Raw genomic sequence first — 24778 nt, forward strand, 5'->3', positions numbered from 1 at the left:
GCCCGGGCACGCTGTGCTGCCCGGGCCTACGTGCGCCGCGCTAGCGTTACTGGCGCGGGGGCCTGTCCGGCCGTCGTGGGTCCGGCTGCCGGGCGGCCAGGCCGAACAACCACACACCGGCCACCGTGGCGAGGTAACCGGCAATGACGATCAGCGCCGTGCCGGCCCAGAAGTAGCTGATGGTGCTGACCTCCTGTCCACCCGGGCCGATGCTCAGCAACGCGACGGCCGCCACCCCGGCCGCGGCAAGACCGGTGAGGACGGGAAGCGCCACCCACACCCTGGCTGAGGCCCAGTGCTCGTTGTAGCCGTTCCAGACATTCCAGCCCGGGCCCCTGCGAATGATCAGCCAGCCGGCCGGGACCATGAAGGCCCCGACCACCAGGAAGGCCGCCACCACATCGGCGGGCCGGTGCCACTGGTTGATCAGCGTGGACACGCCCGTGGCGACGGCGAAGCTGCCGCCCAGATAGCCGGCCAGCGGCCGCCAGCGCGGCGAGACCATGAGGAACACGGCAGCGGCGGCCGAGGCCGCCATGGTGGTGTGGCCCGAAGGCAACGAATTCAGCTCCAGCGTCTCGACGCCGCGGTACGGCCGGACCGGAAGCCAGTCCTTCAGGATCTGGGTGGCCAGATTGGCGCCCATACACGCCGCAATCGCAATCACCGCCGCAGACCAGCGGCGCCGCAGGATGGTGACGAACACGACCACAACCGATGCGATCACCACAGAGAGCGCCGGCAGCCAGTCCAACAGCTTGGTGGCGGCCTTGCCCGCGGTACCGCTGAGCGCCACGGCTTCCACGAGGGCCGATTCGTCAATGAACTGGCCCGTGGTGGTACGGACAAAGAAGACGTAGGTGGCGGCCAGCGCAGCGATGCAGGCAACCGTGGCCAGCACGAACAAGGCGGCGGTGGCCTTGCCGGGGGACCGCTGAGCCTGCGGATCCGGTGTGGCGCGGGTCCGAGCGCTGCGCCCCGGAGTTTCGGGCGGACGGGCCGGGAGGACTTGTGTTTCCGCGGCCTGTGTTTCGTGGACCGGTATCTCCTGGACCTGGGTTTTCTGGACTCGGGCAGACGGGTCCCAGGAAGTGCGTTCCTGCCGAAAAGTCATGCCATTAAGAGTCCCACAGAACCCTGCGCGCCAGCTGAAGGGCCCGGCGCGTGGCTGGAACGGTCGTACCTGCCAAAAAACGAGTACCCACTACTCGTGCGCCGTCGGACCGGGATTTGTAGAGTCGTGTGTGCCGGCGCGGCTTGTCCCCGGCACGACGCTCCTTGAGCGGGGCCGGCGGAGACGAGTTTCCTGGACCAGGGACTCACCCCCAGTCGACGCCGGCCCAATCAAGGACCCACGCCCGGCTCCCGGAACTCCATCCCCGCGCTGCGCGTCCCAGGCCGGTGTCCAGGCATAGCTTCGCAGTGCATTCCTCGCAGTGCATTCCCAGTACAGTGGCTCCATGCCTGCCCTCCCCATGGACCCCCCGGCACGTCCCGCCGCGCCCCTGCCCGGCCTCGACGAACTCCTGGCCGGCGCCCATGTTGTAAGCCTGCCGATGCGCGTGAAATTCCGGGGCATCCTGCAGCGGGAGGCCCTGCTGCTCCGCGGGCCGCTGGGCTGGGGCGAATTCTGTCCCTTTCCCGAATATGGCGACGCCGAGGCCTCCCGTTGGCTTACAGCCGCGATCGAGGCCGGCTGGGCCGGGTTCCCGGCGCCGTTGCGGGATAGCATCCCGGTCAACGCTACGGTCCCTGCCGTGCCGGCGCACAAGGTGCCGGAGGTCCTGGCCCGCTTCGGGCGGGTGGACGCGGTCAAAGTCAAGGTCGCGGAGCGCGGCCAGAGCCTTGACGACGACGCCGCCCGGGTGGCGGCCGTCCGGGCGGCGCTGCCGGACGCAGCGATCCGGGTGGACGCGAACGGCGGCTGGGACGTGCCGGAGGCCGTCTCGGCACTGACGCGGCTCGCCGCCGTCGGGCTCGAATATGCCGAACAGCCCGTGCCGGAGATCGCGGGCCTCGCCGAGGTCAGGCGGCAGCTCCGGGCCGCGGGCGTCCCCGTGCTGATCGCCGCGGATGAGAGCGTGCGCAAGGAGGACGACCCCCTCAAAGTGGCGCGGGCCGGCGCCGCGGACCTGATCGTGGTCAAGGTGGCCCCGCTCGGGGGAGTGCGGCGCGCCCTGCGGATCGTGGCGCAGGCCGGGCTGCCCGCCGTCGTGAGTTCGGCGCTGGACACATCGGTGGGGATCCGGGCCGGGCTGGCCCTGGCCGCCGCCCTGCCCGAGCTGCCGTACGCCTGCGGGCTGGGCACGGTGTCCCTGCTCGCCGCCGATGTCACTCACGATCCGCTAGTTCCCGACGACGGCGCGATCGCCCTGCGTGACGTCCGCCCGGCGCCCGAGCTGCTGGCCGAACACGCCGCCTCGCCGGAACGCCGGGACTGGTGGCTGGACCGGCTGCGGCGGGTGTACGCGGTGCTGGCCGCATCGACTGCTCCGTAACGGCCCTTTAGGACCTCGAAAACGGCGCTTACGGAGCAACCGATGGGTTCGGCGGTACGGTGAGCATTCACCGGGACTTCATCTGGGAGACGCCTCTCGGTAGCCAGCGGCTGGAAGGGTGGGCGCGACCGCAACTCACCCCATGGAAGGTCTCTCCATGTCTGTCTCCTCCGGACGCACGTTTTCCCTGCTCCCCATGCTTGGCCACACCAAAGGCAAGCGAAGCCCCGTCACCTGCGCGCTGAAGTGCGACAACGCCTGCTCAGGCGAGGTCTGCAACACCAGCACCAACAGCTACTTCCGTGACATCGCCTCCGCCACGATGTCCCGCCGCGCCGCGCTGGGCTTCGGCGCCGCCGGCGCGCTCGCCGTCGCCTTCGGCAACGCGGTGACATCCGCCGGAACCGCCGTCGCCGACGGCGGCCCGGGCCTCGCCGCCGCGGCCAAGGACGGGTTTGGGAAATCCAAGCTGCAGTTCACCGCCATCGCACCCGTCGACGCCAGCGTGGACAAGCTGACCGTCCCCGCCGGGTTCACCTGGCAGCCGGTCATCCGCTGGGGCGACCCGCTGTTCAAGGACTCGCCGGCCTTCGACATCGGGCACCAGAGCGCCGCGGCGCAGGCCCGCCAGTTCGGCTACAACAACGACTACACCGACATCCTGCCGATTGAAGGATCCAAGGACCGCCGGGCCGTGCTCTTCACCAACCACGAATACACCAACGAGAACATCATGCTGCCGGTCGGATTCGATGCCGCCGAGGCCCGCGCGATCGGCCGTGCAGCCCACGGCCTGACGGTGGTGGAGCTGGAACGCACGAACAAGAACAAGCCCTGGAGCTACGTCCGGGGCGCCGGTCTGAACCGCCGCTTCCTGACCGACACCACCTACGAGCTCGACGGTCCGGCCGCCGGATCCGCCCTCCTGAAGACCGCCGCCGATCCCTCCGGCCGGGCCATCCAGGGCACCCTGGGCAACTGCTCCGGCGGCACCACCCCGTGGGGCACCATCCTGTCCGGCGAGGAAAACTTCAACGGCTACTTCGTCGCTCCCGGGACCTCTGACGCCGACAAGCGCTACGGCCTGACCAGCAAGCCCACCGCCCGCCAGTGGGAACTGGATGACCCGCGCTTCGACACCCGCAACCCCGGATACCAGAACGAGGCCAACCGCTTCGGCTGGATCGTGGAAGTGGACCCCTTCGACCCCACCTCCACGCCCCGCAAGCACTCCGCAATGGGCCGCTTCAAGCATGAGGGCGCCAACGTGATCGTCGCCAAGTCCGGCCACGTGGTGGCCTACATGGGCGACGACGAGCGCTTCGACTACCTGTACAAGTTCGTCTCGGCCGGCACGTACCGGCCCGGAAAGACGGCGGAGGACCGCAAGAACAACCTCACGCTGCTCTCGGAAGGCGACCTGTACGTCGCGAAGTTCACCGGCAATTCCCCGGCCGACGGGTTCGACGGCGCGGGCAAGCTTCCGGCCGACGGCGCCTTCGACGGCGCCGGTGTTTGGCTGCCCCTCGTGGTGGGCGGACAGTCCAAGGTGCCCGGGATGTCCGTGGAAGAAGTGCTCGTGTACACCCGCCTCGCCGCCGACAAGGTGGGCCCCACCAAAATGGACCGCTGCGAGGACGTCCAGCCCAGCCTGCACACCGGCAAGGTCTATGTGGTCTGCACCAACAACGCGGACCGCGGCAAACCCGGCAAGGAAGGGGCCACCGAGGTCAACCCCCGCACCCTCAACCGGGACGGCCACATCGTCGAAATCACCGAGACCGGAGACCAGAGCTCCACAACGTTTGGCTGGAACCTGCTGATGGTCTGCGGCGATCCGGCCAAGAACTCCGCCACCTATTTCGCCGGGTTCCCCGCGAGCCAGGTCTCACCGATCTCCTGCCCGGACAACGTGGCCTTCGATTCCGTGGGTAACCTCTGGATCTCCACCGACGGAGCGCCCTCCAGCATCGGCTACGCCGACGGGCTCTTCAAGGTGACCCTGGACGGTGCCGAACGCGGGAAGGTGGAGCAGTTCCTCGCCGTCCCGCGCGACGCCGAAACCTGCGGCCCGGTCATCCACGACGATGAGCGCACCGTCTTCGTCTCCGTTCAGCACCCGGGCGAGGAAGGCACGTTCGCCGACCAGCACTCGTACTTCCCGGACTACGTCGCGGCCGGGGCGACGCCGAAGCCCGGCCAGGTGCGCGCTCCGCGTCCGTCCGTGGTCCAGGTGTTCCGCACCGACGCCTAGTCCCTCCGGTCAAAGCAACGCGTGGTCATTTCCCGCCCGTGTCGGCGCCCGGCATGGGCCGGAAATGACCCCGCGTTGCATCTGAGGGCGTTGCTTCGGAGGACGGGCGAGCATCGGGGGAGGGATCCTACTGATAATTTGGGACTGTGAATAATCCGGCCGAATTGGTTGTCCCCAGAGTCCAGGCTGCAATTGCCACCGCGTTTGGCGAAGAGTTCCGGCAGACGGACCCGGTGGTCAGGCCCTCCCAGTTCGCGGACATCCAGATCAACGCCGCCATGGCCCTGGCCAAGAAGGCCGGCCTGCCGCCGCGGGACGCCGCCGCCAAGATCGTGGAAGCCCTGAACCTCGACGGCATTTGCACCAGTGTGGAAATCTCCGGGCCCGGCTTCATCAACCTGAGCTTTGACGGTACCTGGATCGAGGAACTGCTCAATGCAGAGTCGGTCCAGGCCGCGTCCCCGGCCACGGCCGTCACGCCCGCCGCGACACCGCAGCGCGTCGTCGTCGACTATTCCTCCCCGAACGTCGCCAAGGAAATGCACGTCGGCCACCTGCGCACCACCGTGGTGGGGGACAGCCTCGTCAAGGTGCTCGAAGCCCTCGGCGACACCGTGATCCGGCAGAACCACATCGGTGACTGGGGCACCCCGTTCGGGATGCTGATCGAACACTGGCTGGAGATCGGCGAGGACTCCCCGGAGGCGGCGCTGCTGGTGGAGGACCCCAGCGCCTTCTACCAGGCCGCCCGGGCCAAGTTTGATGCCTCCGCCACCGACGAGGACGGCTTCGCCACCCGGGCCCGGCTCCGCGTCGTGGCCCTGCAGGGCGGCGACCAGGAGACCTTCGCCGTCTGGCAGCGGCTGGTCGCGCAGTCCAAGCGCTACTTCAACGCCATCTACTCCACCCTCGGCATCAGCCTTACCGATGACCACATCGCCGGCGAAAGCTCCTACGACGCGCATCTGGCACAGCTGTGCCAGGAACTCGAGGAACGCGGCCTCGCCCGGATCAGCGACGGCGCCCTGTGCACCTTCCCGGCAGGCTTTACCGGCCGCGACGGGCAGCCGCTGCCGCTGATTATCCGCAAGTCCGACGGCGGCTACGGCTACGGCACCACGGACCTCGCCACCATCCGCTACCGGGTCCGCGACCTGGAGGCCAACCGGATCCTCTACGTCGTGGGCGCCCCGCAGAACGTCCACCTGCGCATGGTCATGGCCACGGCCCGGGACGCCGGCTGGCTTCCGGAGACGGTCGAGGCCGTGCATGTGCAGATCGGCAACGTGCTCGGCGAGGACGGGAAAATCCTCAAATCCCGCTCCGGTGCCCCGGTGAAGCTCATGGCCCTGCTCGAAGAGGCCGTGGACCGGGCCCGCGCCGTCATTGACGCGAGCCGGCCCGAGCTCAGCGAGGCGGAGCGCGCGGTGACCGCCCGCCAGGTGGGCATCGGCGCCGTCAAGTACGCCGACCTCTCCACCGGCCACGACACCGAGTACGTCTTCGACTTCGACCGCATGCTCGCCCTCAGCGGCAACACCGGACCCTATGTGCAGTACGCTGCGGCCCGGATCCGCTCCATCCTGCGCAAAGCCGGGGTACTGGAACAGATCACCGGCGCCGGCGGCACGCCGGCGGCCGGCACTCCGGCAGCCGAAGCATCCGGCGGACCCGCCACGGCGATCGCCGTCGTCGAACCCGCAGAACGCGCGCTGGCCCTGCACCTGCTGGAGTTCGACGCGACGCTGAACAAGGTGCGGGACGCGCTGGAGCCGCACCGGCTCTGCGGCTACCTCTTTGAGCTCGCGCAGCTTTTCACCACGTTCTACGACCAGTGCCCGGTGCTCAAGGCCGAGGAATCGGTCCGTGACTCGCGGCTGGCCCTGTGTGCGCTGGCGCTGCGCCGCCTCTCCGGCGGCCTGGAGCTGCTGGGCATCGAAACGCCGGAGAACATGTGAGTCCGGCGGATTCCGCTGCCGCCTCGCCCGCCCCCGGCCGCCTGACCGCGGTGGAGGCCGCGCGCGTCGCCGTCGACACGCTGCTCGCCGCCGGTGTGCGCCAGGTGGTGGTGTCGCCGGGATCGCGCTCGGCGCCCATGGCCTACGCCCTGGCCGAGGCCGAAGCCGCCGGACGGGTGGAGCTGCTGGTCCGGATCGACGAGCGGTCCGCCGGTTTCACAGCCCTGGGCCTCGCCCTGTCCGCCGGTGCCCCCGCCGCAGTCCTGACCACGTCCGGGACCGCCGTCGGCAACCTCCTCCCGGCCGTCATGGAGGCCAACCACGCCGCGGTGCCGCTCGTGGTGATCTCCGCCGACCGGCCCGAGGAACTGCGGGGAACCGGCGCCAACCAGACCACCTTGCAGCTGGACCTCTTTGGCGACCACGTCCGCTTCGCCGTCGACGTGCCCGCGGGCAGCGATCCGCAGCGCGCCGTCGAAACGGCCCTCAGCGCCGCCACCGGAGCCTTCGAGGACGCCCCGCCCGGGCCGGTGCAGCTCAACCTTGCCTTCCGCGACCCGCTGGTCCCGGCCGTGGGCGACGGGCTGCCCGCGGCGGCCGGACGCGGCATCTACCGGGCCGCCCGGAACCCCCTGGCCCTGGACTTTCCGGCCGCATCGACGGCGCTGCCGGAGCGGCGCACCGTGGTGCTGGCCGGGCACGACGCCGGCCCGGTCGCCGAGGCTTTCGCCCGCGCGCACGGCCTGCCGCTGCTGGCCGAACCGTCTTCCAACGCCCGCTTCGGCCCCAACGCGGTGGGCCCTTACCGGCTGCTGATCGAGCACTTCGGCGCGGACGCGGCACAGCCGATCGAACGCGTGGTCCTCTTCGGCCGGCCGACGCTCTCCCGGCCGGTGAGCGCGCTGCTGGAGCGGGCCGATGTCCCGTCGGCCCTGTACCAGCCCGTTCCGGTGGCCTGGTACGAACCCGGCCGCCGCACCGAACTGCCGCTGGAAACCCTGGCGGACCTGGCGGACTTCGCCGGCCGCGGAACTGCCGCCTGGCTCGATGCCTGGCTGCTGGCAGGAGCCGCCGCGCAGCACGCCGTGGACCTGATCCTGGCCGCAGCCCCGGCCGCGACCGGCCCGTCGGTGGGCGCCGAGGTCTGGAAACACGCCCGCGGGCAGCTGGTCCTGGGCTCCTCGAACGGGATCCGCGACGTCGACCTCGCCGGGGCGCCGCCCGCGGAACCCCAGGCCACCATGTTCGCCAACCGGGGGCTGGCCGGGATCGACGGCACCACCTCCACCGCCACCGGGGTCGCCCTTGGCGGGGGCCAGGAAACCACCGTGTTCATGGGGGACGTGACGTTCCTGCACGACGCCGGGGGACTGCTGCTCGGGGCCGGCGAGGCCGAACCGCAGCTGCGGATCGTGGTGCTCAATGACGCCGGCGGTGCCATCTTCGGGCTCCTGGAACACGGCACAGTCGCCGCGGCGGGGCGCTACGGCGACGCCGTCGAACGTCTCTTCGCCACCCCGCAGCGCGTGGACCTCGCCGCCCTGGCCGCGGCATACGGTGTCCCGCACCGCCAGGTCGGCACGACGGCGGAACTCGCCGAGGCGCTGTCCGGCCCGCTGGAGGGCCGCAGCATCATCGAGGTGCGCACGGACCGGCACCGGCTCGGGGAACTGCACCGCGCCATCCGGGCCGCGGTGGCCACGGCCGTGGAGGGCCTCCCGCAGACGTAGCGCACGTTTCCGCACCGAAAAAGGACAGCCGCCACGTGGATCCACGTAGCGGCTGCCCTTATTCGATGCGGAATACCGGAACTACAGCACCCGGCTCAGGAACTCCTTGGTGCGGGGGTGCTGGGGATTGGCCAGAACCTCCCGCGGGTCGCCCGACTCCACAACGACGCCGCCGTCCATGAAGGTCAGGCGGTCACCGACCTCCCGGGCAAAGCCGATCTCGTGGGTCACCACAATCATGGTCATGCCCGACTTGGCGAGGTCCTTCATCACGTTCAGGACATCGCCCACGAGTTCCGGGTCGAGCGCGGACGTGGGCTCATCGAACAGCATGAGTTCGGGGTCCATGGCCAGGGCCCGGGCAATAGCCACGCGCTGCTGCTGGCCGCCGGAGAGCTGCGAGGGGTAGTGTCCGGCGCGGTCGCCGAGACCCACCCGGTCCAGCAGCTCCAGGGCGCGTTTGCGCGCGACGGCCTTTGACTGGCCCTTGACCTGGACCGGGGCTTCCATGACGTTCTGCAGCGCGGTCTTGTGCGGGAACAGGTTGAAGCGCTGGAAGACCATGCCGATCTCGCGGCGCTGGGCGGCGATTTCCTTGGTCTTCAGGTCATGGAGCCTGCCCTTGACCTCGCGGTAGCCGATGAGGTCGCCGCCAACCGAAATACGCCCGGCACTGATGGTCTCCAGCAGGTTCACGCAGCGCAGCATGGTGGACTTGCCCGAACCGGACGGGCCGATCACAACGGACACCTCGCCCTGGTTGACGGTCAGGTCGATGCCACGCAGCACGTGGTGTGTTCCGTAGTACTTGTGAAGGCCCTCGATCTTGACCAACGGCTGCTCAGTGGTGATCGTCATTTCGCCTCCTCCTCGGGGAAGTCCATCTTGAGGTCCGGCTCGGCCTTGGCACTGGGGGCCACGGCCGCGGACGCCTTGGCGGCAGCGGGGTTGATCGCTGCCGGAACCCGGTTGTCCACGCCCTTGCCGTAGTGCGCCTCAATGAAGTGCTGGCCCACCATCAGGATGCTGGTGATGACGAGGTACCAGAAAGCAGCGACAATCAGCAGCGGAATGGGAAGGTAAATCCGGTTGGCCAGGGCGTTCGTCGCGAAGGTCAGGTCCAGCGTGAACGGCACCGCCAGGACCAGCGACGTGGTCTTCAGCATGCCGATGGTCTCGTTGCCGGTGGGCGGCACGATGACGCGCATAGCCTGCGGCAGGATGATACGCCGCATGATCTTGCCCTTTGTCATGCCGAGGGCCTCGGCGGCCTCACTCTGGCCCTGGTCCACGGACTTCAGGCCGGCCCGGAAGATCTCGGCGAGGTACGCGGACTCATTCAGACCCAGGCCCAGGATGGCCGGGATCAGGCCGTGGGTGGGGTCCGAGGTCACCCAGGTGACTAGGTCAGGACCAAACGGGATTCCTAGGACGATCGTCGGATAGAGAACAGTCGCGAGTCCCCAGAAGAGCAGCTGGGTGTAGATCGGGGTGCCGCGGAAGAACCAGACCCAGGTCCAGCTGGACCAGCGGAACACCGGGTTATCGGACTGCCGCATGAAGGCCAGCAGGATGGCCAGAACAATAGCCAGGACCATAGAGGCAAAGGTCAGGACCAGGGTCCAGACAACGCCCTGGACCACCTTGGTGTCCAGGATGTAGGTGCCGACGACATCCCAGCGGAAGTTGGGGTTAGTGAACAGGCTCTGCAGGAAGCCGATAAGGACGGCGATGATGATGGCGGCGCTGATCCAGCGGCCGGGGTGCCGCACCGGCACCGCATTGTTCAGTACCGGAGCTGCTTCAGTGTCCTGCTGGCTGTCCATCTCTGCCCCTGTTGCGGGTCCGGTTGTTGGAAGGCTCAAGACGCCGCCGCCGGGTTGACCTCGGACTTGGTGATGGCACCGTCGGTGACGCCCCAGCCCTCAAGGATCTTCTTGTAGGAGCCGTCTTCCATCAGCTTGGTCATGGTCTTCTGGACGACGTCGGCCAGCGCCATGTCCGACTTGGCGACGGCGATGCCCTGGGGAGCAGAATCGTAGACCTCGCCGAGCTTCTCGATCTGGCCGTTGGTCTGGGTCAGTGCGTATCCGATGATGGGGGAGTCGGCGGCCATGGCATCGATGCTGCCGTTGACCAGTCGGGTGGTGATGTCCGTCTGGGTCTTGAGCGTCACGATGTTGATGGGCTGCTTGCCCTCGGCGATGCACTTCTTATTGCGGTCCGAGAGGTCCGGATCTTCCTGGATGGTGCCGGTCTGCACACCAATGGACTTGCCGCACAGGTCATCGAGGGAGATCTTCTTCGGGTTGCCCTTCTGCACGGCCCAGCCGGTACCTGCCTGGTAGTAGCTGACCATGTTCACCGCGGCAAGCCGTTCCGGGTTGATCGTGAAGGAAGAGATGCCGAGGTCGTACTTCGGGCCGAGGGCCGGAAGGATGCCGGTGAATTCAGCCGTCTGGACCTGGACCTTCAGGCCGAGCGCGGCGCCGATCGCCTTGGCGATGTCGACGTCGTAGCCCACGGGGGTCTGGCCGTCGGTGCCGAGGAATTCCGCGGGGGCGTAGGAGGTATCCGAGCCCACGGTCAGAGTGCCTTTGGCCTTGATCGACTCGGGCAACGCGGCCGCCAGGGCATCGTCCTTCTGGATCGTGCTGGGGTCAAAGCTGGCCGCGGCACTGCCCGAAGCGGTTGCCGCGCCGCCGGTCCCGGTCTCGGAGGCGTTCGTGCAGGCCGTGAGGGCCAATGCGCTCACGGCGAGCACCGTGGCGACCTTCAGTGCGGGGTTGCTCAGGAGCGAAGGGGAGATCTGCATTTTCTTACCTTTTGTTGCCGGAGGGATGCATAACGAGGCCGATTTATAGTGTATCGCCGAACAAGAGATGTACGTCACAGAAAACTAAGTTTCACTATTGGATAACTAAACCAGACCCAAATGCAATATCTTCAATGCCCGCTCTGTCTGTGATCCCGGATTCCTGCCCGTTCGACGGCTCGCGCGGTGCCAGATCGGTGTGTCCAATTCGCCAGGGCCGGTGCCGCCAGCACCACGGGCTAGCTGCTGATGCCGAGCGACTCCAGCATGGGGCGGAACTTCGCCCACGTCTCGGCGAGCTCGGTCTCGGGAACCGAGCCGTCCACCACGCCACAGCCCGCGTAGAGCCGGACCGTGTGCGGGGATTCGATGACGGCGCCGCGCAGGGCGATGCCCCACTCGCCGTTGCCGGCCGCGTCGAGCCAGCCGACCGGCCCGGCGTACGGGCCGCGGTCCAGATGCTCGAGCTTGCGGATGAGCGCCCCGGCCACAGTGGTGGGAGTGCCGCACACGGCCGCAGTCGGATGCAGTGCATTGATCAGGGCCAGGCAGGTGGGGACGTGGCCTTCCACCTCGGCCAGTTCGGCCTTGACGTCCGACGCCAGATGCCACACATTGGGCAGTTCGAGGATGAAGGGCTCGCTGTGCGCGTTCATGGCCTCGGAAAACGGGGCCAGTTGCGTGGTCAGGGACTGGATCGCGATGTCGTGTTCGTGCCGCTGCTTCTCGGAGCCGGCGAGGACGCGCTCGGCGAATTCCAGCGGGGAGCCGTCCATGCCGTCGGCGTCGCGGCGGTCCAGGGTGCCGGCCAGGACCCGGGCCTGTGCGGTGCGGCCCTCCACCTGGATCAGCATCTCCGGCGTAGCCCCCACCAGCCCGTCCACACCGTACGTCCAGCATTCGCGGTACCGGGCGGACAGCTCGCGGAGCACCTGGGCGGCCTTGACGCCGGTGGGGACGGTGGCCACGACGTCGCGGGCCAGTACCAGCTTCTCCAGGGCGCCGGTCCGGATCTCTGCGACGCCGGCGGCAACGGCGGCCATCCAGTCTTCCTCGCTGAGCGAGCCGGTGTGCAACGTGGCCCCTGCGGCCAAAGGCAAAGGACGTACGACGGCGCCACCCGCCTGCGCGGCCGCAGGCACCGGGTCGTCCACCACGGTCACTCGGGCCCCGGGACTTGTGCCGGGGTTGGCGCTGGCGCCGGGATTTGAGCCGGGGTTGGTGCTCGTGCTGCCAAGCCAGCGGTCCAGGGCGGCGCGGGCGCCGGCTTCGGTGAGTTCGCCGTCGTCGAACGTGAGCTGGGTCAGCCAGGCCTGGCCGTCGCGGAGCCCCACAGCGATTTCCGGGACCAGCAGCCGGGATTCATGGGCGGAAGCCTTGGAGAAGGCGAAGGATCCGAAGGCAACGGGGCCGGTGCCGGGGCAGCCCACACGGTCCTCGATCTCTGCCTCCAGGACCTGGTGGCGCCACCAGATGTCCGCCTCCAGGAACCGCTCGGGGCCGGTGGCGGTGAATCGGGCGATCTCGCCGAAGCCCACGAGCCCGGCCTCGCGGCGGGTCCAGCAGAGGACATCATCCCGGACCAGAAACGACGGCAGGCCCCCGGGGAAAGTTTCGGCATCGAGGGGAACTGTCAAGGTGCGGAACGTGCTCGTCATGATGGCATAACACTAGCCCGTGATCGCCCGTTGGGTGGATATACACGAGTCGGCAGGGCCCGGACGAGGGTGCCGCGGCCGTTGCCGCAGGTGAAAGCCGCGTCAATTGACGGTCCGTTCGTGGGAGCGCCGATCATTTGAGACAATGTCAGGGTGAACCGAGCATCCTTGGATAAGCGTCCGGACGAAGTAGCCACGATGTTTGACGACGTCGCCCCCAAATACGACGTCGTCAACGACGTCCTGTCCTTGGGGCAGACGCGGCGTTGGCGCAAAGTGGTGGTCGAGGCCATGGGCGTATCGGCCGGCCAGCGCGTCCTGGACCTCGCCGCGGGCACGGGCACGTCCAGCGAGCCGTACGCCGACGCAGGCATCAACGTCATCGCCTGCGATTTCTCCCTCGGCATGCTCAAGGTGGGCAAGCGCCGCCGCCCGGACATCGACTTCATCGCCGGGGATGCCACCCGCCTGCCATTCGCCGACAACACCTTCGACGCCAGCACGATCTCCTTTGGCCTGCGCAACGTCAACGAGCCGAAGAAGGCCCTGGCCGAGATGCTTCGGGTCACCAAGCCCGGCGGCCGGCTGGTCATCGCGGAGTTTTCCCAGCCGGTGGTGCCCCTGTGGCGCACCATGTACACCGAATACCTCATGCGGGCCCTGCCGGCCATCGCCGTCAAGGTCTCCTCCAACCCCGACGCCTACGTCTACCTCGCCGAGTCCATCCGGGCCTGGCCGGACCAGGACCACCTCGCGGCCTGGCTGCAGGAGGCTGGCTGGGAAACCGTCACCTACCGCAACCTCAGCGGCGGCATCGTCGCCGTGCACCGGGCCCAGAAACCGGCAGACCCCTCAACCGGCCCTGCCGCCGGCGCTGCGGCGCTGGCCGCCCATACCGGACCCGTCGCCAAGTTGCGCCGCAACATCACCCGGCCCGGCCGATAGCCGATCCCTGCTGTGAATGTACTGATCGTCGGGGCGGGCCCGGCCGGATCCACCGCCGCCTACTACCTTGCCAAAGCCGGCATTGACGTCACGGTGCTGGAGAAAACCAGCTTTCCGCGCGAGAAGGTCTGCGGCGACGGACTCACCCCGCGCGCGGTCCGTGAGATCCAGAAGCTGGGACTCGCCCATCCCGAAACCGACGGCTGGCGGCGGAACAAGGGCCTGCGCCTGATCGCCGGCGGCCGCACGATCGAACTGCCCTGGCCGGAGGTTGCCGACTTCCCGCAGTACGGGCTGATCCGGACCCGGCTCGGCTTCGACGAACAGCTCGCCCGCCATGCCCAGTCCGCGGGCGCCGTCGTGCTCGAACGCCACAGCGTCACCGAGGCCCTCCGGTCCGAGGACGGCCGGGTGACCGGCGTGCGCGCCGCGCTGCTGGACAACTCCGGGCGCAAGACCGGCGAGACGCGCGACTTCAGTGCCGACGTCGTCCTCGCCGCGGACGGGAACTCGACGCGCACCGCCGTCTCACTGGGCATCGGCAAGCGCGACGACCGCCCGCTCGGCGTGGCCGTGCGGACCTACTTCACCTCGCCGCGGCACGAGGACGACTGGATGGAAGGCTGGCTCGAGCTTCCCGGCCGCGACGGCAAACTCCTGCCCGGCTACGGCTGGGTGTTCGGCGTCGGCGACGGCACCTCCAACGTGGGCCTGGGCATCCTGAACTCCTCGAAGGACTTCGGCAAGCTGGACTACAAGCAGGTGCTGCGCGAATGGACCGCCGGCATGCCCACCGACTGGGGCTTCACCCCGGAGAACCAGGTGGGCGAGATCCGCGGCGCCGCGCTGCCCATGGGCTTCAACCGCACCCCGCACTATTCTCCGGGCCTGCTGCTCCTCGGCGACGCCGGCGGCATGGTCTCCCCCTTCAACGGCGAGGGCATCTCCTACGCCATGGAGTCCGCACGCTTCGCGGCCGAATTCATCGCCGACGCCGCTGCCCGGTCCGCGTCCGCCGGCTGGGGGTCCGGGACGGAGGCTGCCAGGGCCGCCGACGCGCACCTTGCCCGGTACGCCGACTACGTGCGGCAGCAGTGGGGCTCACACTTCACGCTGGGCCGGGCGTTCGCCGCCCTGATCGGCAAGCCGGCCGTCATGAAACTGGCCCTCCGGACCGGCATGCCTGTCCCCGTGCTCATGCGTTTCGTGGTGCGGATGCTGGCCAACCTCACCGATCCTGCCGCCAAGGGCTTTGAGGACCGGGTCATCCGGGTCCTGGAGTCCCTGGTTCCAGCCACGTCCAATCAGGCAACGTCCAACAAGGCCGCACCCACCACGGACAGTGTTCCGCGCTCCGGCACCAACTCCGCGGTTTCCGCAACAAAAAGTTAGGGTTAACCCGTGACCAACTCTGCAGACCAAAGCTGGACGCACGCCGGACACGGCCTGCCGAGCGCTGAACCCAGCCTCAACACCACCGCGATCGCCACCGGCCTCCAACTGCCGGCAGGCTTCTCGGCCATTGCGGGCGACCCCGAGCTGGGCCCCGCGCTCACCACCAACCTGGCGCGCGTCGAGAAGAAGCTGCGCGAAGCCATCGCCAACTCCGATCCCCTGGCTGACGCAACGTCGCGTCACCTCGTGGAAGCCGGCGGTAAGCGCATCCGGCCGCTGCTGACCCTGCTGTGCGCCCACCTCGGCGATGCCTCCCTGCCCGCAGTGGTGCAGGCCGCCGTCGTCGTCGAACTGACGCACCTCGCCACCCTCTACCACGACGACGTCATGGACTCCGCGCCGTTCCGCCGGGGGGCGCCGACGGCCCACGAGGTTTGGGGCAACTCCGTCGCGGTCCTGACCGGCGACCTCATCTTTGCGCGCGCCTCCATCCTGGTCTCGGAGCTTGGGTCCCGGGCGCTTGGCATCCAGGCCCGCACCTTTGAACGGCTCTGCCTGGGCCAGCTGCACGAGACCGTGGGACCGCGCCCGGACGAGGACCCCTTGGCGCACTACCTCTCCGTCATCGCGGACAAGACCGGCTCGCTCGTGGCCGCCTCCGGGCAGCTTGGCGCGATCTTCTCCGGCGCCGACGAAGCCTACGAGCCCATCCTGGTTGAGTACGGCGAGAAGGTGGGCGTGGCCTTCCAGCTCGCCGACGACGTCATCGACGTCACCGGGATCAAGGTCAAGTCCGGCAAGTCGCCGGGGACCGACCTGCGCGAAGGCGTCCCCACCCTGCCCGTGCTGCTGCTGCGCAACGCGGCCCGCGACGGCGATCAGGCTGCCGTCGAACTGCTGACGTTGATCGACGGCGACCTCAGCTCGGATGAGGCCCTGGCCGCCGCAGTGGCCGGACTCCGGGAACACCCCGTCACCGCACAGTCCTGGGTGGTGGCACGCGCCTGGGCCGATGAGGCCATTGCCGCCCTTGCCCCGCTGCCCGAAGGCGTCGTGAAGGCCTCGCTGACCAGCTTTGCCCACGCCGTAGTGGACCGCAGCAGCTAGGTCCCCGGCCTCCGGCTTATAGCCAGACCGGCCGCTGAGCCGGGCCTCTGGCTAAGCCCGGCCCGCCGCGTAGCCGGGCCTCCGGCTTAAACGGAATGGCCCCGGTTCCTCACAACGTTCGAGTCTTCCGTTGTGCCGAACCGGGGCCATTTCTCCGTTCGCATCAGATCCACCGGAGGCATTTGGTGAACCCAAGAAAGAGCATATGACAACTTTGTAATACTGTCCAGAGGTTTTGTAATTTGATTTGTCACAGGTTTCGTCGGCAGCTTGGCGGAGCCCGGGGCAACCTGGGGCCGCCGGCGTATCTTTCGGCTGTGCGGGGCCACTTTGCCGTGTGCGGACTGGTTCCAGGCTGTTTTCTCGGCGTGTTGGCGTCAAAGTGCCCCGCAGCGGCACGGGGTGTCCGGTCCGAGGTTTTCCACATGGCACAACCGGGCCGGGCCCTAAAGATCCCCGACAGGGCACATTGGCAGAATGGACGTTGCCACTTATCTTGCTTCACGGGGAGGGACGGCCACCACGGCGGACCTTGGCCGAGCTGGATTCAGCCGCCACCGACTTGCCAAGGCCGTGGCCCAGGGCACCGTGGTGAGGATCCGCCGCGGGCAATATGGGCTTCCGCAGGATTCCGGCGTCTACCGGGCGGCGCGCGAACTGAAGGGGTTGCTGACGTGCCTCTCGGCCGCTCCGGGCTACGCCTTGTGGACTTTGGCGCCGGCCCAGTCCATGCATTTGTCTCTTGGGCACCGGGCGGCACCGCCGGGCACCGTGGCCCACGGCAACTGCAGGCACGTCCGGCACCCGTGGCTGCCCATGGCCGGACTCGCGGACGTCCTGATCCATGCACTCCATTGTCTGCCTGCATTGGAGGCCCTTGTCATGGTCCAGTTTGCTGTGGGCCGCGGGGACATCAGCCTGGCCTTCCTCCGCAGCAAACTCGGGGGCAACCGCAACGGCCGCGCCAGGTCGGTGCTGGCCCTCGTCATTGCCCGGGCCGATTCGCTGCTGGAAGTCCTCGCCAACACCGCTTTCCAAAGGGCCGGGCTGCACGTGCGCCGACATGTGGAGATTCCCGGGGTAGGGGAGGTGGACTTCCTCGTCGAGGACTGCATCGTCGTGGAGACTGATGGTGCCTCGCACCTGGAGCCGCTGCAAGTCAAGAAGGACCGGCGGCGGAACAACGCAAGCCTCATCGGCGGCTACCTGGTGCTCAGGTTCGGTTACGACGACGTCGTCCATCACCCGGAGCGGATGGTTGCGGAGGTGCTGGCGGTGCTGGAGTTGTGGCGCAGTGGGGCTTTCAGGCCGTGACGGGCAGGTCGCGGCGGCCGTCCGGGGCTACATTGGCGCCTGAGCCGGGGATCCCCGGGCCGGATTACGGCGTGTCAGTGTCAAAGTGCCCCCAGACCGCCGGGCCCGGCCAGGGGGGAAGCCTTGAAGGCCTAGTCTTCGTCCTCGTCGTTGAAGGCCCATTCGAACATGTCGAAGACGAATTCGGAGAAGGTCCCTTCCTCGCTCTTCCACTGGCCGCGGGCGTTGTTGCGGCGGTACACGATGGGATCCGGGATGCTGAGGTCCCCGACGCGGAAGCCCCAGGTGAACTGCTCTTCCTCGTCCTCGAGGAACATGAGGAAACCCTCGTCATCTACTTCGAGCTCTTCGGGGTCCCAGAAGTAGTGGTAGGCCTCCATGATGTCCTCGCAGCCGCCGACGGCCAGGTAGAACTCGCGCAGGACCAGCGGGACCTGGAATTGGTGTTCAGCGAGGGCGGCATCGAGCTCCTCGGCCGGGAGGCCATCTTCTTCCTGCCATTCGTCTTCGAGATACTTCGGGACAAGCGCGCGGAATTTCTCGAGGAACATGTCAGTCATGGTCTTATCCTAGCTAATCCTCAGCGGTCGTTTTCCGCGGTGTCCAGGCCCAGACGGTGCCAGCCGCGCACCGCCAGCGGAACGTACCAGTGGCGCCGCCAGGCCGTGACCCGGAAGGCGAAGACAATCCCGGCGACGGCGCACGCGGTCACTGCGGTGAAGGTCCCCGTGAGGGACAGGAGCACGGTCGACGCCGACCCGGCGAACGCCGGCAGCGCGTACAGATCCTTGGGGTCGAAGAGCTGAGGCACTTCGTTGGCGGTGATGTCCCGCAGCAGGCCGCCACCCACCGCCGTCGTGACACCCAGCAGGACGGCGGCCACAGGATTCATCCCCGCGGCCAGGGCCTTCAGTGTGCCGGTAATGCAGAACAGGGCCAGCCCGCCGGCGTCGAACAGGACCAGCAGCGACGTGAAGCGCTGGACGCTGGAGAACAGGAAATACACCAACACCGTGGCAAACAGGGGCGGCGCCAGATACGCCGGGTTGGTGAACGCGGCGGGCGGGCCTGCGTTGATGATGATGTCGCGGATGACGCCGCCGCCCAGGCTCACCACCGAGGCCAGGAGCAACGAGCCGATGATGTCGAACTGCTTCCGCGCCGCGAGCAGCGAGCCGGAGACCGCAAAGAAGAACACGCCGGCGAGGTCAAGCCAGACCAGGACAAGGCTGAAGGAGAAGGTCATGAAGCGTCCCGGTCGATTGCAAGGGGGCGGATAGGGCGGCTCCAAGGTTACGCTAACGGCTATGAATACCCCCATCCTGATCGCCTGCGCCCACGGCACGTCGAGCCCGCAGGGGGCAGCGGAGGTCAACGCGCTCCGGGACGGCATCGCCGGGCTCCGTCCCGGGCTGGATGTCCGCGAGGCCTACGTCGACGTGCAGGACCCGGACCTGCCGGCCGTCGTGGCGGGGCTCCCGGCGGGGGAGACCGCCGTCGTGGTTCCGCTGCTGCTCAGCGTCGGGTACCACGTCAAGGTGGACATCGCCCGCGCCGTGAAGAGCCGGCCCAACTCCCTGGCCGCGGCGCCGCTCGGGCCGGATCCGCGGCTCGCAGCGCTGCTGGACCAGCGGTTGCGCGAGGCCGGGGTAACGGACAACGACGCCGTGGTCCTCGCCGCCGCCGGTTCCTCCGATCCCAGAGCCGCACAGAGTGTCGAGGAACTCACGGAACAGCTCCGCGCCCTGCGTTCCAACCGGGTCGTGGCCGCCTACGGCGCCTCCGCCAAACCCTCGGTTCCCGACGCAGTCGCCATGCTCCGCGAGGAAGCCGCCGGCGGTGCCGGTGCGGGGGAGTCGGCAGGAGCGGTGGACCTTGGCGGACGGGTGGTCATCGCCTCGTATCTTCTGGCGCCCGGATTCTTCCACGACCAACTGGCCAAGGCCGGCGCGGACCTTGTGACGGCGCCCCTGCTGCCCTCGCCCGTCCTCGCCGAAATTGCCCTGGAACGCTTCGACGCGGCGCTGGCCGGGTCATCGCAACCCCTGCCCTGACAGTCCGCGCAGATGCACAGCCGGTGGGCGACTTCAAGGGTTTCCGGCGGTTCGTGACGAAATGTTGCCCTAGGTGACTCCCCGTTTCTGACCCTTTGTGACGGGATTACGGCCGCCCCTACAGTCGATGCATGACTGATACAGCTCTAGCCGGAGCGTCCACGGACGAGGCTGCCTCCGGCCGCACCAAGCGCCCTTCCCGCCCGGCCGCAAAGCCGCACGGGCAGTGGAAAGTGGACGGCACCGCCCCGCTGAACGCCAACGAGACCTGGAAACAGGAAGACAACGGCCTCAACGTCCGCGAGCGTATCGAGTCCGTCTACTCCAAGCACGGCTTCGACTCGATCGACGGCACCGACCTGCACGGCCGCTTCCGCTGGTGGGGGCTCTATACCCAGCGCAAACCCGGGATCGACGGCGGCAAGACTGCCACGCTTGAGCCGCACGAGCTCGAAGACAAATACTTCATGCTCCGGGTCAGGATCGACGGCGGTGCGCTCACCACCGAGCAGCTGCGCGTCATCGGCCAGATCTCCGTGGACTTCGCCCGCGACTCGGCCGACCTCACGGACCGCCAGAACATCCAGCTGCACTGGATCCGGGTCGAAGACATGCCCGAGATCTGGCGCCGACTCGAGGGCGTGGGGCTGTCCACCACGGAAGCCTGCGGCGACGTGCCCCGCGTGATCCTCGGCTCCCCGGTGGCGGGCATCGCCAAGGACGAGATCATCGACCCCACGCCGCTGATCCAGGAACTCGCCGAGCGATTCATCGGCGACCCGGAACTGGCCAACCTGCCGCGCAAATTCAAGACCGCCATCACCGGCCACCCCAGCCAGGACGTGGTGCACGAGATCAACGACGTCGCCCTGGTTGGCCTGGTCCACCCCGAACTCGGCATCGGCTACGACCTCTGGGTGGGCGGCGCGCTCTCCACCAACCCCATGCTGGGCAAGCGCCTCGGCGCCTTCGTCCGGCCGGACCAGGCCGCCGACGTGTGGCTCGGCGTCACCAGCATCTTCCGCGACTACGGCTACCGGCGCATGCGCACCAAGGCCCGCCTGAAGTTCCTGCTGGCCGACTGGGGACCGGTGAAGTTCCGCCAGGTCCTCGAGGACGAATACCTCGGCTACAAGCTCGCCGACGGCCCGGCCGCTCCGAAGCCCTCCACGCCCGGCGACCACATCGGCGTGCACGAACAAAAGGACGGCAAGTTCTTCATCGGCGCCACCCCGCTGGCCGGCCGCCTCTCCGGCAGCCAGCTGGTCAAGCTCGCGGACACCCTGGAGGCCCGCGGCTCGCAGCGCCTGCGCACCACCCCGCACCAGAAGCTCGTGGTCCTCGACGTGCCCAAGGACGAGGTGGACCCGCTCGTGGCCGAGCTCGACGCGCTGGGCCTGTCCGCCCGCCCGTCCGTGTTCCGGCGCGGCACCATCGCCTGCACCGGCATCGAGTTCTGCAAGCTCGCCATCGTGGAAACGAAGGTGACCGCGGCGACGGCGGTTGCCGAACTGGAGCGCCGTCTGGCCGACCTCGCCGAGAGCAAGCAGCTGCCCCAGGCGCTGTCCCTGCACATCAACGGCTGCCCCAACTCCTGCGCCCGGATCCAGACGGCGGACATCGGCCTCAAGGGCATGATGCTGCCAACGCCCGACGGCGACCCCACCCCGGGCTTCCAGGTCCACCTCGGCGGCGGGCTCGCGTCCGACAGCCGCGAGGAGGCAGGCCTGGGCCGCACCGTCCGGGGCCTCAAGGTCACGGCCGGGGAACTGCCCGACTACGTTGAACGCGTGGTCCGCAAGTTCGTCGCCGACCGCTCCGAGGGCCAAAGCTTCGCCGAGTGGGCCTTCGCCGCGGAGGAAGGTGACCTTCAGTGACCGCAGTCCTCCGCACCCACGACGAGCTCAAGGCCCTCGCCGAGGCCGGTGCCGCCGAGCTCGGCTGGGACGCCCCGGCCCGCGACGTCATTGCCTGGGTGGCCCGCAATTTCGAGCTGCCGACGGTCGCCGTCGCCTGCTCCATGGCGGATGCGGTCCTCCCGGCGCTGGTCGCGGACCAGCTTCCCGGCGTCGACGTCCTGTTCCTGGAGACCGGCTACCACTTCCCGGAGACGCACTCGACACGCGACGAGGTGGCAGCCAACCTGCGCGTCAACGTCGTGGACGTGCTGCCGGAGAACACCGTGGAGCAGCAGGACCGGCTCCTGGGCAAGGACCTCTTCGCCCGCGACCCCGCTCAGTGCTGCGCCCTGCGTAAGGTGGCGCCGCTGCGCCGCACCCTGGCCGGCTACGAGCTCTGGTTCACCGGGGTCCGCCGCGACGAGGCCCCCACCCGCACCAACACGCCGCTGGTCACCTGGGACGAGGCCAACGGCCTGGTCAAGGTCAACCCGGTGGCGGCGTGGTCTTTCGACCAGCTGGTGCAGTACTCCGACGACAATCTTCTTCCCGTCAACCCGCTGCTTTCACAGGGCTACCCGTCCATTGGCTGCCAGCCTTGCACCCGCAAGGTGGCGCCCGGCGACGACCCCCGCGCCGGACGCTGGGCAGGAACCGACAAGACAGAATGCGGACTACACGTATGAGCACTTTCCTGACTGAGGAGCCCACGCAGGTGACCGACGCTCCCGTTTCCACACGACTCTCCAGCCTGGACACCCTTGAGTCCGAGGCCATCCACATCATCCGCGAGGTCGTCGCCGAGTTCGAGAGGCCTGCCCTCTTGTTCTCCGGCGGTAAGGATTCCGTGGTGATGCTGCACCTGGCCACGAAGGCCTTCTGGCCGGGTAAAGTGCCGTTCCCGGTGCTGCATGTGGACACCGGGCACAACTTTCCTGAGGTCATCGACTTCCGCGACCGCACCGTGGAGCGGCTGGGCCTGAAGCTCGTCGTCGGCTCCGTCCAGGACTTCATCGACTCCGGTGAGCTGGCAGAGCGTGCCGACGGCACCAGGAACCCGCTGCAGACCGTGCCGCTGCTGGATGCGATCCAGCGCAACAAGTTCGACGCCGTCTTCGGCGGCGGCCGCCGGGACGAGGACAAGGCCCGGGCCAAGGAACGGATCCTGAGCCTGCGCGACGAGTTCGGCCAGTGGGACCCCCGCAACCAGCGGCCCGAGCTGTGGAACCTTTATAACGGCCGGCACACCGTGGGCCAGCACGTCCGCGCGTTCCCGATCAGCAACTGGACCGAACTGGATGTGTGGCGCTACATCGAGCGCGAGAACATCGAGCTGCCGGGACTGTACTACGCCCACCGCCGCGAAGTCTTTGCCCGCGACGGCATGTGGCGCGCCGTCGGCGAAGTCTCCCAGCCGCGCGAACACGAGGAAGTCATCACCAAGACCGTCCGCTACCGGACCGTCGGCGACATGTCCTGCACCGGCGCCGTGGAATCGGACGCCGCCACGGTGCGCGACGTCGTCATTGAGGTTGCCGCCTCCACCATCACCGAACGTGGCGCCACCCGGGCCGATGACCGCATCTCCGAGGCCGCCATGGAAGACCGCAAGAAGGACGGCTATTTCTAATGAGCACGGAAACGTTTCTCCCGGGCCCGGGCCCGGACCTGGTCTCCGCGGCGCTGCCCACCACGCTGTTCCGCTTCGCCACCGCAGGCTCCGTCGACGACGGCAAGTCCACCCTGGTGGGCCGGCTCCTGCACGACTCGAAGGCGATCCTCGCCGACCAGCTCGACGCCGTCGCCCGCACCTCCGCGGACCGCGGCTTCGGCGGCGAAGGGGCCACCGGCACAAAAGCGATCGACCTCGCCCTGCTGACCGACGGCCTGCGCGCGGAACGCGAGCAGGGCATCACCATCGACGTCGCCTACCGCTACTTCGCCACGGACCGCCGCAGCTTCATCCTCGCGGACTGCCCCGGCCACGTGCAGTACACCAAAAACACGGTAACTGGCGCGTCCACCGCGGACGCCGTCGTCGTGCTCATCGATGCCCGCAAGGGTGTCCTGGAGCAGACCCGCCGGCACCTGTCCGTGCTGCAGCTGCTGCGGGTGGCGCACGTGATCGTCGCCGTGAACAAGATCGACCTCGTGGACTTCAGCGAGGACGTGTTCCGCGAGATCGAGGCGGATGTCCAGCAGGTCGGGCGCGAACTCGGGCTCGGTTCCGATGGCGTGGCGGATCTCCGGGTCATCCCCGTGTCCGCGCTCGACGGCGACAACGTGGTCGATGCCTCGGACCGCACGCCCTGGTACGAGGGCCCGGCGCTGCTGGAAGTCCTCGAGACGCTGCCGGCCGCGGACGAACTCGAAAGCCACCTCGAGAGCTTCCGTTTCCCGGTCCAGCTGGTGGTCCGGCCGCAGGGCGCGCTGGCTCCGGATGCCATCGCCGGCGGCCTCGATCCGGAGGCGTACCGCGACTACCGTGCCTACGCCGGCCAGATCACCGAAGGCTCGGTCAAGGTGGGGGACCAGGTCAGCATCCTGACCCCGGGCCAGGAGCCGCGCACCACCACAGTCACCGGGATCGACTTCGCTGGCCGCGAGCTCGCCGAGGCGGCAGCACCGCAGTCCGTGGCCCTTCGCCTGGCGGATGAATTCGACGTCGCCCGCGGCGACACCATCGCGGCCGCCGGGACCGTGCGCGAAGCATCGGCAGACCTCTACGCCGCGGTGTGCTGGCTCTCGCCCAAACCGCTCCGGGAGGGCGCCAAGGTCCTGGTCAAGCACGGCACCCGCACCGTCCAGGCGCTGGTCCGGAACGTGACGGGCAAGCTGGACCTCGCCAGCTTCGGCCTGGAGCCGACCACCACCCTGGAGCTGAACGACATCGGCCACGCCCAGCTTCGGCTCGCCGCCCCGCTTCCGCTGGAGAACTACCTGCACCACCGCCGCACCGGGGCGTTCCTCGTGATCGACCCGCTCGACGGCAACACCCTCGCCGCAGGCCTGGTCAACGACCACCCCGGCGACCACGAGGACGAGCGCTACTCGATCTAGGCCACGTGTCACACGGGCGCAGCTTGTTTCCCGGTCGGCCGCCATTGGCGGTGGTCCGGGAAACAAGCTGCCCTCTTTTGGGGCCGAATGTG

General features: G+C 68.5%; 20 protein-coding genes. 13 read left to right on the top strand and 7 right to left on the bottom strand.

What is annotated here, in order from left to right; all coding sequences use genetic code 11:
* Positions 1-46: 46 nt before the first annotated feature.
* Positions 47-1114, bottom strand: a complete 1068-nt coding sequence (locus C566_RS0114815) for a phosphatase PAP2 family protein (protein WP_018775136.1) — start codon at positions 1112-1114, stop codon at positions 47-49.
* Positions 1115-1460: 346 nt separating this feature from the next.
* Between C566_RS0114815 and C566_RS0114820 the strand changes: the two genes are divergently transcribed.
* The 4 genes from C566_RS0114820 to menD all read left to right on the top strand — a co-directional run bounded on the left by C566_RS0114820 (position 1461) and on the right by menD (position 8440).
* The gene (locus C566_RS0114820; RefSeq protein WP_231386381.1) at positions 1461-2498 is read left to right on the top strand and encodes an o-succinylbenzoate synthase; all 1038 of its coding nucleotides are present in this window, start codon (positions 1461-1463) and stop codon (positions 2496-2498) included.
* Between the two features lie 157 nt (positions 2499-2655).
* Complete coding sequence (locus tag C566_RS0114825; protein ID WP_018775138.1) at positions 2656-4752, top strand: PhoX family protein; 2097 nt, start codon at positions 2656-2658, stop codon at positions 4750-4752.
* Positions 4753-4898: 146 nt separating this feature from the next.
* The gene (gene argS / locus C566_RS0114830; protein ID WP_026266723.1) at positions 4899-6710 is read left to right on the top strand and encodes an arginine--tRNA ligase; all 1812 of its coding nucleotides are present in this window, start codon (positions 4899-4901) and stop codon (positions 6708-6710) included.
* Complete coding sequence (gene menD / locus C566_RS0114835; RefSeq protein ID WP_018775140.1) at positions 6707-8440, top strand: 2-succinyl-5-enolpyruvyl-6-hydroxy-3-cyclohexene-1-carboxylic-acid synthase; 1734 nt, start codon at positions 6707-6709, stop codon at positions 8438-8440. Before argS ends, menD begins: the two co-directional genes overlap by 4 nt.
* An 81-nt stretch (positions 8441-8521) precedes the next feature.
* Here menD and C566_RS0114840 read toward each other — a convergent pair whose 3' ends face one another.
* The 4 genes from C566_RS0114840 to C566_RS0114855 all read right to left on the bottom strand — a co-directional run bounded on the left by C566_RS0114840 (position 8522) and on the right by C566_RS0114855 (position 12913).
* Positions 8522-9298, bottom strand: a complete 777-nt coding sequence (locus C566_RS0114840) for an amino acid ABC transporter ATP-binding protein (protein ID WP_018775141.1) — start codon at positions 9296-9298, stop codon at positions 8522-8524.
* Positions 9295-10266, bottom strand: a complete 972-nt coding sequence (locus tag C566_RS0114845; protein ID WP_018775142.1) for an amino acid ABC transporter permease — start codon at positions 10264-10266, stop codon at positions 9295-9297. The genes C566_RS0114840 and C566_RS0114845 overlap by 4 nt, the downstream gene beginning before the upstream one ends.
* A gap of 35 nt (positions 10267-10301) precedes the next feature.
* Positions 10302-11255 (bottom strand): ABC transporter substrate-binding protein, encoded by a 954-nt coding sequence (locus tag C566_RS0114850; RefSeq protein WP_018775143.1) that lies wholly within the window; start codon positions 11253-11255, stop codon positions 10302-10304.
* A gap of 239 nt (positions 11256-11494) precedes the next feature.
* Complete coding sequence (locus C566_RS0114855; RefSeq protein ID WP_018775144.1) at positions 11495-12913, bottom strand: isochorismate synthase; 1419 nt, start codon at positions 12911-12913, stop codon at positions 11495-11497.
* Between the two features lie 153 nt (positions 12914-13066).
* Between C566_RS0114855 and C566_RS0114860 the strand changes: the two genes are divergently transcribed.
* The 4 genes from C566_RS0114860 (at position 13067) to C566_RS0114875 (ending at position 17674) form a co-directional block, all read left to right on the top strand.
* Complete coding sequence (locus C566_RS0114860) at positions 13067-13858, top strand: demethylmenaquinone methyltransferase (protein WP_081627345.1); 792 nt, start codon at positions 13067-13069, stop codon at positions 13856-13858.
* 12 nt (positions 13859-13870) lie between these two features.
* Complete coding sequence (locus C566_RS0114865) at positions 13871-15250, top strand: geranylgeranyl reductase family protein (RefSeq protein ID WP_018775146.1); 1380 nt, start codon at positions 13871-13873, stop codon at positions 15248-15250.
* Positions 15251-15259: 9 nt separating this feature from the next.
* A complete protein-coding gene (locus C566_RS0114870; protein WP_018775147.1) occupies positions 15260-16360 on the top strand; it encodes a polyprenyl synthetase family protein in 1101 nt (366 codons plus the stop codon).
* 477 nt (positions 16361-16837) lie between these two features.
* Positions 16838-17674, top strand: coding sequence for a type IV toxin-antitoxin system AbiEi family antitoxin domain-containing protein (locus C566_RS0114875; RefSeq protein WP_026266726.1), 837 nt, complete (start codon positions 16838-16840; stop codon positions 17672-17674).
* Positions 17675-17805: 131 nt separating this feature from the next.
* Here C566_RS0114875 and C566_RS0114880 read toward each other — a convergent pair whose 3' ends face one another.
* Together C566_RS0114880 and C566_RS0114885 are read right to left on the bottom strand one after the other, a co-directional pair.
* Positions 17806-18234 (bottom strand): hypothetical protein, encoded by a 429-nt coding sequence (locus tag C566_RS0114880; RefSeq protein WP_018775149.1) that lies wholly within the window; start codon positions 18232-18234, stop codon positions 17806-17808.
* Positions 18235-18254: 20 nt separating this feature from the next.
* The gene (locus C566_RS0114885) at positions 18255-18920 is read right to left on the bottom strand and encodes a trimeric intracellular cation channel family protein (protein ID WP_018775150.1); all 666 of its coding nucleotides are present in this window, start codon (positions 18918-18920) and stop codon (positions 18255-18257) included.
* Positions 18921-18981: 61 nt separating this feature from the next.
* On the opposite strand from C566_RS0114885, the gene C566_RS21585 reads away from it, so the two are divergent.
* The 5 genes from C566_RS21585 to C566_RS0114910 all read left to right on the top strand — a co-directional run bounded on the left by C566_RS21585 (position 18982) and on the right by C566_RS0114910 (position 24686).
* Positions 18982-19728 (top strand): sirohydrochlorin chelatase, encoded by a 747-nt coding sequence (locus C566_RS21585; protein WP_018775151.1) that lies wholly within the window; start codon positions 18982-18984, stop codon positions 19726-19728.
* Positions 19729-19859: 131 nt separating this feature from the next.
* Positions 19860-21605, top strand: coding sequence for a nitrite/sulfite reductase (locus C566_RS0114895; protein WP_026266727.1), 1746 nt, complete (start codon positions 19860-19862; stop codon positions 21603-21605).
* Positions 21602-22312 carry a phosphoadenylyl-sulfate reductase gene (locus C566_RS0114900; RefSeq protein WP_018775153.1) on the top strand — a complete coding sequence of 237 codons (711 nt, stop codon included), beginning with the start codon at positions 21602-21604 and terminating at the stop codon, positions 22310-22312. The genes C566_RS0114895 and C566_RS0114900 overlap by 4 nt, the downstream gene beginning before the upstream one ends.
* Complete coding sequence (cysD, locus tag C566_RS0114905) at positions 22309-23256, top strand: sulfate adenylyltransferase subunit CysD (RefSeq protein WP_018775154.1); 948 nt, start codon at positions 22309-22311, stop codon at positions 23254-23256. Before C566_RS0114900 ends, cysD begins: the two co-directional genes overlap by 4 nt.
* Positions 23256-24686 carry a sulfate adenylyltransferase subunit 1 gene (locus C566_RS0114910; protein ID WP_018775155.1) on the top strand — a complete coding sequence of 477 codons (1431 nt, stop codon included), beginning with the start codon at positions 23256-23258 and terminating at the stop codon, positions 24684-24686. The genes cysD and C566_RS0114910 overlap by 1 nt, the downstream gene beginning before the upstream one ends.
* Positions 24687-24778: the final 92 nt, after the last annotated feature.

The sequence above is a fragment of the Arthrobacter sp. 131MFCol6.1 genome (assembly GCF_000374925.1).
GTDB lineage: Bacteria > Actinomycetota > Actinomycetes > Actinomycetales > Micrococcaceae > Arthrobacter.